13 protein-coding genes and 1 pseudogene are annotated in these 12,624 nt (G+C 76.0%); 9 read left to right on the forward strand and 5 right to left on the reverse strand.

The genetic code is table 11. The features are described from left to right. Positions 1–6: 6 nt before the first annotated feature. Complete coding sequence (locus ACWENR_RS11550) at positions 7–1,419, reverse strand: hypothetical protein (RefSeq protein WP_452276931.1); 1,413 nt, start codon at positions 1,417–1,419, stop codon at positions 7–9. 124 nt (positions 1,420–1,543) lie between these two features. Here ACWENR_RS11550 and ndhC point away from each other — a divergent pair, with 124 nt between their 5' ends. Further along, the gene (gene ndhC, locus ACWENR_RS11555; protein ID WP_452276932.1) at positions 1,544–1,921 is read left to right on the forward strand and encodes an NADH-quinone oxidoreductase subunit A; all 378 of its coding nucleotides are present in this window, start codon (positions 1,544–1,546) and stop codon (positions 1,919–1,921) included. 15 nt (positions 1,922–1,936) lie between these two features. Here the strand turns inward: ndhC and folP are convergent, their stop codons facing one another. Then, positions 1,937–2,806, reverse strand: coding sequence for a dihydropteroate synthase (gene folP / locus ACWENR_RS11560; protein WP_350701528.1), 870 nt, complete (start codon positions 2,804–2,806; stop codon positions 1,937–1,939). 440 nt (positions 2,807–3,246) lie between these two features. Here folP and ACWENR_RS11565 point away from each other — a divergent pair. The 4 genes and pseudogenes from ACWENR_RS11565 to ACWENR_RS11580 form a co-directional block, all read left to right on the forward strand. After that, positions 3,247–3,613 (forward strand): annotated as a pseudogene (locus ACWENR_RS11565) (DivIVA domain-containing protein); the annotation flags it as partial. A 580-nt stretch (positions 3,614–4,193) separates the two neighbouring features. Further along, positions 4,194–4,691 (forward strand): SRPBCC family protein, encoded by a 498-nt coding sequence (locus tag ACWENR_RS11570; RefSeq protein WP_452276933.1) that lies wholly within the window; start codon positions 4,194–4,196, stop codon positions 4,689–4,691. A 263-nt stretch (positions 4,692–4,954) separates the two neighbouring features. Further along, complete coding sequence (locus tag ACWENR_RS11575; protein WP_452276934.1) at positions 4,955–5,536, forward strand: DNA-3-methyladenine glycosylase I; 582 nt, start codon at positions 4,955–4,957, stop codon at positions 5,534–5,536. A 13-nt stretch (positions 5,537–5,549) separates the two neighbouring features. Further along, positions 5,550–6,173, forward strand: coding sequence for a hypothetical protein (locus tag ACWENR_RS11580; RefSeq protein ID WP_452276935.1), 624 nt, complete (start codon positions 5,550–5,552; stop codon positions 6,171–6,173). A gap of 70 nt (positions 6,174–6,243) precedes the next feature. On the opposite strand, the gene ACWENR_RS11585 is transcribed toward ACWENR_RS11580, so the two are convergent. Both ACWENR_RS11585 and ACWENR_RS11590 read right to left on the reverse strand, forming a co-directional pair. Next, entirely contained in the window at positions 6,244–7,035 is a 792-nt protein-coding gene (locus tag ACWENR_RS11585; protein ID WP_452276936.1) for an enoyl-CoA hydratase/isomerase family protein, read from the reverse strand. 2 nt (positions 7,036–7,037) lie between these two features. Next, positions 7,038–7,856 (reverse strand): PaaX family transcriptional regulator, encoded by an 819-nt coding sequence (locus ACWENR_RS11590; protein ID WP_452276937.1) that lies wholly within the window; start codon positions 7,854–7,856, stop codon positions 7,038–7,040. 190 nt (positions 7,857–8,046) lie between these two features. Here ACWENR_RS11590 and ACWENR_RS11595 point away from each other — a divergent pair, with 190 nt between their 5' ends. Next, a complete protein-coding gene (locus tag ACWENR_RS11595; RefSeq protein WP_007455245.1) occupies positions 8,047–8,214 on the forward strand; it encodes a DUF3117 domain-containing protein in 168 nt (55 codons plus the stop codon). Positions 8,215–8,344: 130 nt separating this feature from the next. Continuing rightward, the gene (locus tag ACWENR_RS11600; protein ID WP_452276938.1) at positions 8,345–9,817 is read left to right on the forward strand and encodes a leucyl aminopeptidase family protein; all 1,473 of its coding nucleotides are present in this window, start codon (positions 8,345–8,347) and stop codon (positions 9,815–9,817) included. 39 nt (positions 9,818–9,856) lie between these two features. Here the strand turns inward: ACWENR_RS11600 and ACWENR_RS11605 are convergent, their stop codons facing one another. Then, a complete protein-coding gene (locus tag ACWENR_RS11605) occupies positions 9,857–10,444 on the reverse strand; it encodes an O-methyltransferase (protein WP_091107661.1) in 588 nt (195 codons plus the stop codon). A 284-nt stretch (positions 10,445–10,728) separates the two neighbouring features. On the opposite strand from ACWENR_RS11605, the gene ACWENR_RS11610 reads away from it, so the two are divergent. Together ACWENR_RS11610 and ACWENR_RS11615 are read left to right on the forward strand one after the other, a co-directional pair. Further along, on the forward strand, positions 10,729–12,069 hold the full coding sequence (locus ACWENR_RS11610; RefSeq protein WP_452276939.1) for a S1C family serine protease: 1,341 nt from the start codon (positions 10,729–10,731) through the stop codon (positions 12,067–12,069). 74 nt (positions 12,070–12,143) lie between these two features. Then, positions 12,144–12,566, forward strand: a complete 423-nt coding sequence (locus ACWENR_RS11615; protein WP_452276940.1) for a preprotein translocase subunit TatB — start codon at positions 12,144–12,146, stop codon at positions 12,564–12,566. The last annotated feature ends 58 nt before the right edge of the window (positions 12,567–12,624 follow it).

The raw sequence follows: 12,624 nt of genomic DNA on the forward strand, positions 1-12,624 counted from the left end.
TCCCGGTCACTCCGCCGGCGTGGGCCCCGGCGTCCGCTCGGCCAGCGGGGCGCCCGTCCGCCGCCGCAGGGAGGTGGTGGCCAGCGCGAGGGCCAGCACCACCAGCAGCGTGGACACCCCGATCAGGGTGATCGCCGTCCGCCGTACGGAGCTGCTCCCCCCGCCCTCGCGCAGGGCCGGGGCGTCGGCGGCCAGCACGCCCTGCGAGCCGGTCGGCGCCGGCGGCGACACCACCGGGGTGGCCAGGGCGGCGGCCGCGGTGATCCGGAAGCTCATCTGCACCTGCCGGGTGCGACCGCTGCGCGGGTCGAGCTGGCCGGTCACCGCGCCGGCCAGCGGGGCCTGCCGCTGGGCCTCGGGGGTCGCGGCGACCGGCAGGCGCAGGCCGGCGGTGCGGCCGGCGGGGACGGTGCCCAGGTCGCAGCGGGTGCGCGTCGGATCGACGGCGGTGCAGCCGGCCGGGGGCGCCGGCACGGTCACCCCGGCCGGCAGGACCACCTCGACGCGGCCTTCGGCGTCCACCCGGCCGGTGTTGCCCAGGCGTACGTCGAGCCCGCTCGCCCCGCCGCTGATGTCGAAGGTGACCTCGTCGGCCGCCAGCCTGATCCCGGGCACCGGCGGGCCGGGCGGGAAGAGCACGGCGAAGCCCTCGTTGTCGCCGACCGGCGCGGTGCCGGGGACGGTCGCGGTGACCCGGACCGAGCCGCTGAGCGGCATCTTCCGCCAGGCGTCGCCGGCCACGCGTACCCGCAGCAGGGTGCTGAACCGGTCGCCGGGCCCGCTCGTCCACTCGCCGCAGCGGTGCTCCCCGCCGCCGGCGTCCGCGCAGCCCGCGGTGCCGGCGTCGGTCAGGCCGGCCGGGAGCGTGTAGGCGAGCCGGATCCGGGCGGGGGAGGCGCCGGTGTTGGTGACGGTCACCCGCAGCGTGGTGAGCGTGCTCGGCGCGTTCCAGTACGCGGCGGTCAGGGTGATGTCGTCGGTGGTGACGCGGACCCCGGCCGCGGGCGCCGACGGGCTGCCCGGAGCGGGCGCGGACGGTCGGACCGGCGGCGCCGACGGGGCCGGGGGCGGCGTGCTGGCGGTCGGGGAGGCGGTGGGCCCCGGCGCCTGGGGGGTCGTGGTCGTCGGCGCCGGCTCGGTCGTCGCGGCCGGTGGCGTGGTCTCCGGCGGCGGCGACGCGGTCGACGGCGCCTCGCTGGGGACCGGGCCGGTGTCCGTCGGGTCGGCCGTCGGTGGCTCCCCGCCGGGCTCGCCGACCGGCTCGGTGGCGGCGGTGGCGATCCGGGCGGCGGTGGGGGCCGCCGTCGCCCAGCCCGGCACCGCGGCGACCGTCAGCCCGGCCGCGAGCGAGATCGCCAGCAGGGGCACGGCGCGCCGGTCACGCGCCCGTCGGCCGGGCCGTACGTCCACGCGGGCCATCTGTCCTCCGGTGACGATGAGTGAGGGTTCCAATATTCGGCAAATGTTGCTTGGTGGCACTAGTCCCGCCGGAAACAAATCCGTAACGCTCGGCCGGCCGCGCGGGGCGGTAGGCTGATCGACCGTGACCGGTTACCTGGGCTCGTACGCGACGCTCGGGCTGCTGCTGCTCGCCAGCGTCCTCTTCTTCGTTACTGCGTTCTCGGCCAACCGGGTGTTACGTCCCGCCCGTCCGGCCGATCCCTTCGGCAAGCGCACCAGCTACGAGTGCGGCCTCGATCCGGTCGGCGCGGACTGGGCACAGATGCAGATCCGTTACTACGTGTACGCGTATCTCTACGTGTTGTTCGCCGTGGAGTCGGTCTTCCTCTTCCCCTGGGCCGTGGTCTTCGACCGGCCGGGGTTCGGCATGGTGACGGTCGTGGAGATGGCGGTCTTCGTCGCGGTGCTGGCGCTGGGCATCCTCTACGCCTGGCGGAAGAACATCCTCCGCTGGACCTGACCCGGCCGGGACCGGTCAGGCCAGGCCGCGTCGGGTCGCGGCGGGCGGGCGGTCGCCGCGGATGGAGGCGACCATGTCGAGCACCCGGCGGGTGGGGCGCACCTGGTGTGCCCGGAACACCCGGGCGCCCAGCCAGGCGGAGACGGCGGTGGCCGCCAGCGTCCCCTCCAGCCGCTCGGCCACCGGCAGGTCCAGCGTCTCCCCGACGAAGTCCTTGTTCGACAGGGCGACCAGCAGCGGCCAGCCGGTGCCGGTGAGCTCGTCGAGACGGCGGGTGATCTCCAGGGAGTGGCGGGTGTTCTTGCCGAAGTCGTGCGCCGGGTCGATCAGGATGCCGTCGGCCCGTACCCCCAGCCCGACCGCCCGCTCCGCGAGCCCGGTCACCGTCGCGACCACGTCCGCCACCACGTCGGGGAAGGCCGCCCGGTGCGGCCGGGTCCGTGGCGCCAGGCCCCCGGCGTGCGAGCAGACCAGCCCGGCCCCGGTCTCCGCCGCCACCCGGGCCAGGGCCGGATCGGCGCCCGACCAGGTGTCGTTGAGCAGGTCGGCGCCCGCGGCCACCGCCTCCACCGCGACCTCGGCCCGCCAGGTGTCGATCGAGATCACCACGTCGGGGAAGGCGGCCCGGACGGCGGCGATGGTCGCCACGGTGCGCCGGATCTCCTCGGCCACGTCGACCTCGGCGCCCGGGCCGGCCTTGACCCCGCCGATGTCGATGATCTCGGCGCCCTCCTCGACCGCCCGCTCCACCGCCCGCAGCGCGCTGTCCTGGGCGAAGGTCGCGCCCCGGTCGAAGAACGAGTCCGGCGTCCGGTTGACGATCGCCATCACCACCAGCTCGCCCGGGCCGAACGTGCGCCCACCGAGCCGAAGCGCCCCGGCCATACCGCCTCCTGAAGGTCCGCGCCGTCGACCCGTGCCCGCCGCCGGCCGATCACGACGCTAGTCGGTCCGCCCCCGCCGGGCCCGGCCGGTCGGTCGTACCGCCGTGTCACCCCGGTCGCCCCCGCCGCTGCCGGGTCCGTCCGAGCCGCCCCGGCCCGCCGGGCACGCCCCGGCCGCCCCGCTGCCGTCAGGCCCGTCCGGACCGCCCGACCGGTCACCGCCCATGTCCAGGAACGGCGCCGACGTCCAGCTGTCCGTGACAGCCGAGGCCCGGCCCTTCGTCCGCCCGTACGGCAGGGACTTTCACGGGATTTCGTCCGTCCGCCGGTCCGCTGCGCGTGCCGGTCGGGGCGCCGGGGCGGCCGTGGCCCGGCGGACACCCGGTGGGTCGATGGGTGGTGGGGGTCGCTCCGGTCCGTTCGACGTGCCACGATCTGTGCATGGATCGGGTACTGCTCCTGCTCGTCGTGGCGCTGACCGTCGCGGCCGTGGTGTTCGGGGTGACGGTGCTGGTCACCGGCCGGGATCCCGGCCTGGTGCCGGCCGAACCGGACGGGCGCGCCGTCCCGCTGCCTGGCGCCCGCCCGCTGCGCGAGGCCGACGTGGGCGACGTCCGGTTCGACACCGCGCTGCGCGGCTACCGGATGGACCAGGTCGACCAGGCGATGCGCCGGGCGGCCTACGACATCGGCTACAAGTCCGAGCTCATCGGCGTGCTGGAGGCCGAGGTCGCCGCGCTGCGCGAGGGGCGGACGGCGGACGCGGACGCCCTGCGCCGCGCCCGCGAGCAGGCGGCCGGGGCGACCGCCGCCGGGCCGTCGGCGGAGCCGCGCGGGACGGTGCCGGTCGAGGCCGCGACGCACGCGGCGGCGCCGGTCGGGTCCGGCCGGCCGGGTGCGGCCGGCGTCTCCGACCTGGTGGTCGAGCCGGTCCCCGCGTTCGCCGGGCCGGACGCCGGATCGTCGACGGCCGGCGCGACGCCGCCCGGTGTCGACGCCCGCCCCGGCGCCGCGCCCGTGGTTGGCGCCGGCGCGGCGTCCGCGACCGACTCCGAGGACGCGCCCGTGCTTGACGCCGACGACGCGGCCGCGACCAGTCCCGGCGCCGCGCCCGCAGCCCGGTCCGAGGACGCGACCGTGGTCCGCCCGGCCGACGCGACCGTGGCCCGCGCCGAGGACGTGCCCGTGGTCCGCCCGGCCGACGCGACCGGCCTCGCGACGGGCGGCGACGGCGGCGTGGAGCCGGCCCACCGGGCGGGCGGGGAGCGGTCTGTCGGGCCGGAGCCGCGCGACCCCCGGAGCGGGGGCGCGTCCGCCCCGGGCGACGAGGTGACGGCGCCGTCGGGCGACACCGGGCGGCAGGGACCGGTGGTCCGGTCGGAGCCGGCGTGACCGGACCGGAGGGCGGCGAGGACCTGCGCGAGGCGGCGCAGCCCGGCGCGGGTGAGGTCACCGCCACGGTGATCGTCGACGCGCCGGCGGAGCGCGTCTTCGCGGCGCTGACCGCCTGGGAGCGGCAGTCGGAATGGATCCCCTTCACCACCCTGCGGGTGGTCGAGGGCGACGGCGGGGAGGGCAGCCTCGTCGAGGCGGTCACCGCGCTCGGCCCCGCCGTGCTGCGCGACGAGATGCGGGTGGTCCGGGTGGACGCGCCCTACGAGGTCGGCGTGGTGCACTGCGGGAAGCTGCTGCGCGGTCCCGGCGTGCTGCGCTGCACCCCGCTGGCGCGGGACCGCACCCAGGTGGTCTGGCACGAGTGGTTCCACCTTCCCGGCGGCCCGGCCGGGCGGTTGGCCTGGCCGGTGCTCTGGCCGGGGTCCAAGTTCAGCCTGACCCGGGCGTTGCGGAAGTTCGCCCGGCTGGTCGAGCAGGGCCGGCTGCCCTGATCGTTCGGCGCGGACGGGGCCGGTTGCCCTGATCGCGGGCGCGGGCGGGGCCGGCTGCCCTGAACCCGGCTGGTCGGGCAGGGCCGGCTGCCCCGGTCGCGGGGGCGATTCGCTTGATCGACTCGGCATTCCTGACATCGGGGTGTCGCGCGGGCCGAGAGGGCCCAATGTCATCGACTCCGGGCGGACAGGCATGCGCGTACCGGCCCGTGGGGGCGGCCGGGGGCGACGGCCCTGTCGGGCCCGTGCCCTAGCGTGGACGCGTGACTGACCTGGTGATCGGCGCCGACGGGCTGCCGCGCTGCGGCTGGGGGGCCAGCACCCCCGACTATGCCGCCTACCACGACACCGAGTGGGGCCGACCCCTGCACGGCGACGACGCGCTCTACGAACGGATCACGCTGGAGGCGTTCCAGTCGGGGCTCTCCTGGCTGACCATCCTCCGCAAACGTCCGGCGTTCCGGCTGGCCTTCGACGAGTTCCGGATCGAGACCGTGGCCGGCTACGACGAGGCCGACGTGGCGCGGCTGCTCGCCGACGCCGGCATCGTCCGTAACCGGGCCAAGATCGAGGCGGCGATCGCCAACGCCCGGGCGGCGCTGGAGCTGCCCGAGGGGCTCTCCGCGCTGCTCTGGTCCTTCGCCCCGCCGCCCCGGCCGGCCCGGCCCACGTCGTTCGCCGACGTGCCCGCGCTGACCCCCGAGTCCACCGCGCTGGCCAAGGCGCTCAAGAAGCGGGGCTTCCGGTTCGTCGGCCCGACGACGGCCTACGCGCTGATGCAGGCCACCGGGATGGTCGACGACCACCTTGCGGGCTGCCACGTCGTGGCGGCCGTGGCGGCGTGATGGGATGGGGGTCATGACCACCGACACCGCGCACCGGGTGGACGGGGCGCCCCACACCGACGGCACGGGCGCCTGGGCCGTGCTGCTGCCCAGCGGGCGCTACGAGGCCGAGCGGCTCGTCCACCACGACACGATCGAGCTGACCGGCCTGGCCGACGCCGCCCGCCCCCGTCCCGGCGACCGGGTGGCGGTGTTGGCCGACGAGCCGCCCCGGCTGGTGGCGCTGGGCCGGGTCGCCGCGGCCAGCCGCCAGGACCGGGAGGATCCGGACGATCCGCTGTCCGAGCGGGTCGAGGCGCCGCTCGTGGTGACCTACACGCGGCGGGCCTTCGACGAGCCGGTGCCGGCCGAGACGGTGGCGCTCGACGGCCCGGTGACCGCGCTCGATCCGGCGGTGTTCCGGGAGCTGGCCGACCGGCTCGGTCCGCCACCGCAACGGCGGTCCTGGCTGGTGAGCCTCGACCTGCCGATCGAGGCCGGGTCGCCGGCCGAGGCGGTCCGGCTGTTCTGGGCGTACGTGCAGGAGCTGGGGCCGCGCGAGCTGCCCGCCTTCGTCTCGCCCTCCGGCGACGAGCTGGCCATGCAGGCGTTCGTGCTCGGCGCGGAGGCCAACCAGGACCCGGAGGAGGACGACTGACCCCGCCCCCGGGCGTCGTCGAAGCCACGACGCCCGGGCCAGGGCCAGGGTCGGCGACCGGCGACCGGCCTCAGCGGCCCTCGAAGACCGGCTTCTGCTTGTTGACGAAGGCGGCCGTGGCGGCGCGGTGGTCCTCGGTGCCGCCACAGATCGCCTGCGCCTGCGCCTCGGCGGCCAGGGCGTCGGCCAGGGTGCCCGCGTCGGCGATGGAGAGCTGCCGCTTGATCGCCCCGTACGCGACGGTGGGGCCGGCGGCCAGCCGGGCGGCCAGCTCCTGCGCGGTCGGCAGTACCTGCTCGTCGTCCTCCGTCACCCGGTTGAGCAACCCGAGCTGGCAGGCCTCCTTCGCGCGTACCGGCTCGGCCAGCATCAGCAGCTCGACCGCCTTGGCGTGGCCGACCAGCCGGGGCAGCGTCCAGGAGGCGCCGGTGTCGGCGGCCAGCCCCACCTTGGCGAACGCCATCAGGAAGCTGGTCGACGGCCCGCCGATGCGGATGTCGGCCAGGAAGGCCAGCGAGGCGCCCGCCCCGGCGGCCATCCCCCGCACCGCCGCGACCACCGGCTTGGGCAGGTTGGCCAGCCGCGCGGCGATCGGGTTGTAGTGCGCCCGGACGGTCTCCAGCGGGTTGCCGTCGGTCGACTCCAGCGTCTTGACGTGCTCGCGCAGGTCCTGGCCGGCGCTGAACGAGCCGCCGGCGCCGGCGAGCACCACCGCCCGGCAGGAGCGGTCGGTCTCCAGCTCGGCCAGGGTGTCCCGCAGCGCCTCCTTGAGCGCCACGTCGAGCGCGTTCATCGCCGTCGGGCGGTTCAGCGTCAGGGTGACGACGGCGTCGGTGCGGTCGACGAGCAGCGGCTCGGTCACTTCTAACGACCCTTCTGTCGGGCGATGCGGTTGCCGGCGTCGAGGCACTGCTCGACGTACCGGTCGGCGGCCGGACGCAGCCGGGCCGCGTGCCGGTCGAAGAAGCTGGCCGCGGCGGTGCCGGGCCAGCGCTCGGGGAGCAGCGCGGGTGGCAACTGCGGGTCCCGGAACAGGAAGGTACGCCACGCGTGCACGAGCCGGAACCGGGCGGCGTACGCCTCCTCGTCCGGGCTGCGCACGGTGACGCCGGCCAGCAGCGGCCGCTGCTCGGCGACGAACTGCTCGTACGCCTGGCCGATCTCGGTCAGGTCCCAGGCGCGGCGGACGACGCCCATCGCGCCGGGGGTGCCGGAGGTGTGGGCGGCGGTGAACCGCTCGTAGCGCACGTCCGCCTCGTCGAGCAGCACGTCCACGTCCTCGCCGGGGCGGGTGGCCACCCAGGTGCACTCGTCGAGGGCGCCGTAGCCGAGGAAGGTCAGGTTGGCGGCGAGGCGTTGGCGGTCCCGCCGCGAGGCGGGCGCCTCCAGTACCAGGAGATCGAACCGGCCGTCCCAGGTGATCCGGCCGGTCCGGTAGATCCGGGCCGCCGCCTCGTCGAGCCGGCGGGCGGCTTTCGGTGTGATCGAATATCCCGGCCCGGAGGTGAGCCGGCACGGGTCCAGCCATCCCTGGCGGACCATCCGGGAGACCGCCGTACGCACGGCGGGCGGGGCGATCCCGAGCGGCGCGAGCAGCCTGACCAGGGCGGCGACCGGTGCCCGGCCACCCCTCGCCCGGAGGTGGTCGCCGTACAGGTCGAAGAGTGCCGACCGTGCCTGCATGACCGCACATTGTGACAGGCCTTCTCAGGATAAGCTAGATGCTGTTACATCAATGCTGCTTCGGTTTGGGTCCGGCGGTGTTCATCAGGGAAAATCGTTGGTCGACACCCCCGCGTAGGTTGCGGGTGGTCAAGACGAAGTGGCTGTGGGGCAACCCACCGACCCTGGTGTAGGTCTGAGGGGAGACAACATGGCGGCGATGAAGCCGCGGACGGGCGACGGTCCGCTGGAAGTCACCAAGGAGGGCCGGGGCATCGTCATGCGGGTCCCGCTGGAGGGCGGTGGCCGGCTCGTCGTCGAGATGACTCCCGACGAGGCCAACGCGCTCGGTGACGCGCTCAAGGCGGCCGCCGGCTGACCGAGGAGCGGTCCGCGCGCCAGCGCGGGCGTTTCGTCAACCCCTGAGCCACCGGCCCGCGCCGGTGGCTCAGGGTCTTCATTCTTCCGCGGAGCCCGCTCCGCGAGCTTCTCTGGAGGTACGGCTCCGCGTGCTCGCCATCCGTCTGCTCGTCGAGCCCGAGCGGCCCGACACCCTGGTGCTGCCCGTCCGGCCGGGCCCGGCCGACGACGCCCCGGCCCGCCCGGCCCCGACCGACGTGGCGCTGCCCGACGGCGTGGCCGAGGAGGCCGCCGCGCTGGTCCCGGCGACCCGCTCGACCGGGCGGCCCGGTGAGGTCCACGCGCAGTTGCGGCCCGGGCGCGAGCCCGCCCGACTGCTGCTGCTCGGGATCGGCGACGGCGACGAGGCGGCCTGGCGGACGGCGGGCGCGGCGCTGGCCCGGGCCGCCCGCGATGAGACGCGCGTCACGTTGGTCGCGCCGGCCGGCGTCACCCCCGCGGCGGTTCGCGGGCTGGTCGAGGGGCTGCTGCTGGCGTCGTACCGGTACCGGCTGACCGATGCCGGCGCCGCCGCCGCGCTCGCCGGGGTCGACGTGGTGGTGGCCGACCCGGACGCGCACGCCGGAGCCGTCGAGACGGCCCGTACGACGGCCCGGATGACCCGGCTCGCCCGCGACCTCACCAACGCCCCGGCCTCGATCAAGAACCCGGAGTGGTTCGCCGGTCAGGTCGCCGCCAACGTGGCCGACGTGGACGTGCCGGACCTGCACCTGCGGGTACGCGGCGCGGCGGAACTGGCCGAGGAGGGCTTCGGCGGCATCCTGGCGGTCGGCGGCGGCTCGGCCAGCGCCCCGCGCCTGGTCGAGCTGGACTGGCGGCCGGCCGGCGCGCGTACGCACGTGGTGCTGGTGGGCAAGGGCATCACGTTCGACACGGGCGGCATCTCGATCAAGCCGGTGCCGGCGATGAAGCTGATGCGCAAGGACATGGCCGGCGCGGCGGCGGTGGTCGCGGCCACCCTCGGCGCGGCGGCGCTGCGCCTGCCCGTGCGGGTCACCACGCTCGCGCCGCTGGCGGAGAACATGCTCAGCGGCTCGGCGTTCCGCCCCGGCGACGTCGTGCGCCACTACGGCGGCACGACCAGCGAGACGACCAACTCCGACGCCGAGGGGCGGCTCGTCCTCGCCGACGCGCTCGCCTACGCCGTCGCCGAGCTCAAGCCCGACCTGCTGGTCGACCTGGCGACGCTGACCGGGGCGAACGCGGTCGCGCTGGGCAAGCGCACGGGCGCGCTCTACAGCGAGAACGACGCCCTCGCCGCCGACGTGCTGGCCGCGATCGCCGCCGCCGGCGAGGCCGCCTGGCGGATGCCGCTGCCCGCCGACTACGCCGAGCACCTCGGCAGCGACCTGGCCGACCTGCACAGCTCGCCGGACCGGGGCGCCGGCTCGGTGATGGCCGCCCTGTTCCTGCGCGAGTTCACCGGCGAGCTGCGCGACCGGTGGCTGCACGTGGACATGTCCGCGCCGTCCTGGGCCGAGGGCGACGACGCGGAGCTGACCAGGGGCGCGACCGGCTGGGGCGTACGCTCGCTGCTGCGCTGGCTGGGCACGCTCGGTTGACCGCCGGACGCCGCCGGCCCCCGACGGGCCGGCGGCGGTTCAGCACTTGACGGCGGCGAGCAGCCCGTGGCCGACCGGCAGCAGCGCCGGGGTCCAGTGTTCCGACTCCCGGATCGCCTTGATCGTCTCCCGGATGGTGACCGTCTCGACGTCCCGGGCGGCGGGGTCGCCGATCCGGCCGTCGGCGAGCATGCCGTTGAGCGCCAGCACGCCGCCCGGTCGCAGCAGCCGCAGCGCCGCGTCGACGCAGGCGGCGAACCCGGTCGACTCGGCGTCCACGAAGACCAGGTCGTACGCGCCGTCGGCGAGGCGGGGCAGCACGTCCAGCGCCCGGCCGGTGATGATCCGGGTCCGGCCGGCGGCGAAGCCCGCCTCGGCGAAGATCCGGCGGGCGATCCGCTGGTGCTCCACCTCCACGTCGATGGTGGTGAGGACGCCGTCGGCGCGCATGCCGCGCAGCAGCCAGACGCCGCTGACGCCGGTGCCGGTGCCGATCTCCACGACGGCGCGGGCGCTGCCGGCGGCGGCGAGCAGCCGCAGCGCCGCCCCGGCGCCGGGCGTCACGGCGTCGAGGCCGACCTCCCGGGCCAGGCTGCGGGCGGTGCGCAGCACGAGATCCTCGGTCACGTACGACTCGGCGAACTGCAGTGCCTGGGCCGTCGAGGTGCCGGAACCGGCGACCGTGGCGATGACACACCTCCGGGCGGCGCGAGTGGTGCGGGGGCGGGTGGGCACTGTGAGCCTAGAGGCGACGCCGGACGCGCGCAGCCGCGCGTCCGCCACCTGACGATCACGGCCGGCAACCGGTGACTCAGTACGCGGCATCCGTGTAATCCTGGAAGCGGTATTCCGTCGATCGCGACCGTGCGAGTCCTTCGCCCGGTCCGTGGAGCGCGGGATCCGGGGACGGAGTGGGAGGCACCGACGTGACCGACGGCTGGGACTGGCGCCAGCCCGGGGGGATACCGGGACCGGCGCGACCGCCGGGGCCCGGACACCCGCCGGTGGGGTCGCCGCCGGCGCCGCAGGGCGCCGCCGGTGGCACGACATCGCCCTGGTGGTCCGACGCGCTCGCCGACCCGTGGCGCGACCCGGCGGCGCCGGCCGCCGTGGTGCTGCCGGCCGCCCCGATCCCCGGCACCGAGCCGGAGCCGGTCACCGACCCGGACGCCCCGCGCCGGCCGACGCTGCGGCAGCTGCTGCTCATCCCGCTGATCACCGCGCTGCTCGCGGGCAGCCTCGGCGGCGCGCTCGGGTACGCCTTCGCGGTGCGCGGCGGCGCCGCGGCCGGCACGGTGCTCGGCGCGGACCCGCAGGCGCCCGGCCTGGCCCAGCGGCGGCCCGAGTCGCTCGCCGGGGTGGCCGAGCGGGTGCTGCCAAGCGTGGTGACCGTCCGCGTGCCCAGCCTCGGCGGCACGAGCGAGGGGTCCGGCTTCATCGCGAGCGCCGACGGCCACGTGATCACCAACGACCACGTGCTGGCGGGGACGACCGGCGGGAAGGCGTCGGTGGTCTTCAACGACGGCAGCACCGCCCCGGCCACCGTCGTCGGGCAGGACCCGGAGTCCGACATCGCGGTGATCAAGGTCTCCCGGACGGGCCTGCGCCCGGTGGAGTTCGGCGACTCCGAGGCGCTGGCCGTCGGCGACCCCGTGCTGGCCATCGGCTCGCCGCTCTCGCTGGCCAACACGGTCACCGCCGGCATCGTCAGCGCGCTGGACCGGACGATGCAGGCCGGCGAGCCGGGCGGCCCCACGCGCTACTACGCGGCGATCCAGACCGACGCGGCGGTCAACCACGGCAACTCCGGCGGCCCGCTGGTCGACGGCGCCGGCCGGGTGATCGGCGTCAACTCGACGATCAAGTCGCTGGTCTCGGACGGCCAGGAGGCGGGCAACATCGGCCTGGCCTTCGCCATCCCGATCAACCAGGCCAAGCGGATCACGCAGGACATCATCGGCACCGGCAAGGCCCGGCGCACGGTGATCGGCGCCCAGGTCGGCGGGCAGGGCGCGGGCACCGGCGGGGCCGGCGTACGCCTGGCGGCCGTCGAGCCGTCCGGGCCGGCGGCCGGTGCGGGGCTGCGGGCCGGCGACGTGATCCTGAAGCTCAACGGTCGGCCGATGACGGAGCCGACCGACCTGATCGCCCTGGTGCGCAAGTTCGCGCCGGGATCGGTGGTGACGGTCGAGTACCGCCGGGGCTCCAACAAGCAGAACGCCTCCGTGACGCTGGCCGCAGACGCCAAGTGACGGCCGTTCACCCCCTCCCCGCGCGGCACCCGACGTGCGTAGTCTTGCTCTGACGCCGAGAGGAGGCCCGCGCAGTGTTCGACAACCTGAACTGGTGGGAGATCGGTGCGCTGCTGCTCCTGGCGCTGCTGATCTTCGGTGACCGGCTGCCCGCCGTGATCAGCGACGGCCTGCGCATGGTGCGCAACCTGCGCACGATGGCCCGCAGCGCCACCACCGACCTGAGCCGGGAGCTGGGCACCGACATCCAGCTGGAGGATCTGCACCCGAAGGCGTTCATCCGCAAGCACCTGCTCAGCGAGGAGGACGAGCAGGCGATCCGGAAGCCGCTGCAGGGCGTCTACGACAACCTCCGCGCGGACGTCACCGGCGTGCACAACGAGCTGAAGGACGTCGCCTCCGCCGCTGACCTGCGGTCGAAGGGCACCCGCCCGGCCACCGCCACCGGCAGCGCGCCGGCCCCCGCCCCGCGCGTCAGCTACGACGACGCCACCTGAGCCCTCGGCCCGCTCCACGGCACCCGCGCCCGGCCCCTCTCCGCGCGGAGCGGGGCCC

Source organism: Micromonospora sp. NPDC004336, assembly GCF_053602615.1.

Excerpts from the sequence above, each read along its gene's own strand:
- ACWENR_RS11550 (WP_452276931.1), bottom strand. The coding sequence starts at position 1,419 with ATGGCCCGCGTGGACGTACGGCCCGGCCGACGGGCGCGTGACCGGCGC.
- folP (WP_350701528.1), bottom strand. The coding sequence starts at position 2,806 with ATGGCCGGGGCGCTTCGGCTCGGTGGGCGCACGTTCGGCCCGGGCGAG.
- ACWENR_RS11580 (WP_452276935.1), top strand. The coding sequence starts at position 5,550 with ATGACCACCGACACCGCGCACCGGGTGGACGGGGCGCCCCACACCGAC.
- ACWENR_RS11590 (WP_452276937.1), bottom strand. The coding sequence starts at position 7,856 with ATGCAGGCACGGTCGGCACTCTTCGACCTGTACGGCGACCACCTCCGG.
- ACWENR_RS11595 (WP_007455245.1), top strand. The coding sequence starts at position 8,047 with ATGGCGGCGATGAAGCCGCGGACGGGCGACGGTCCGCTGGAAGTCACC.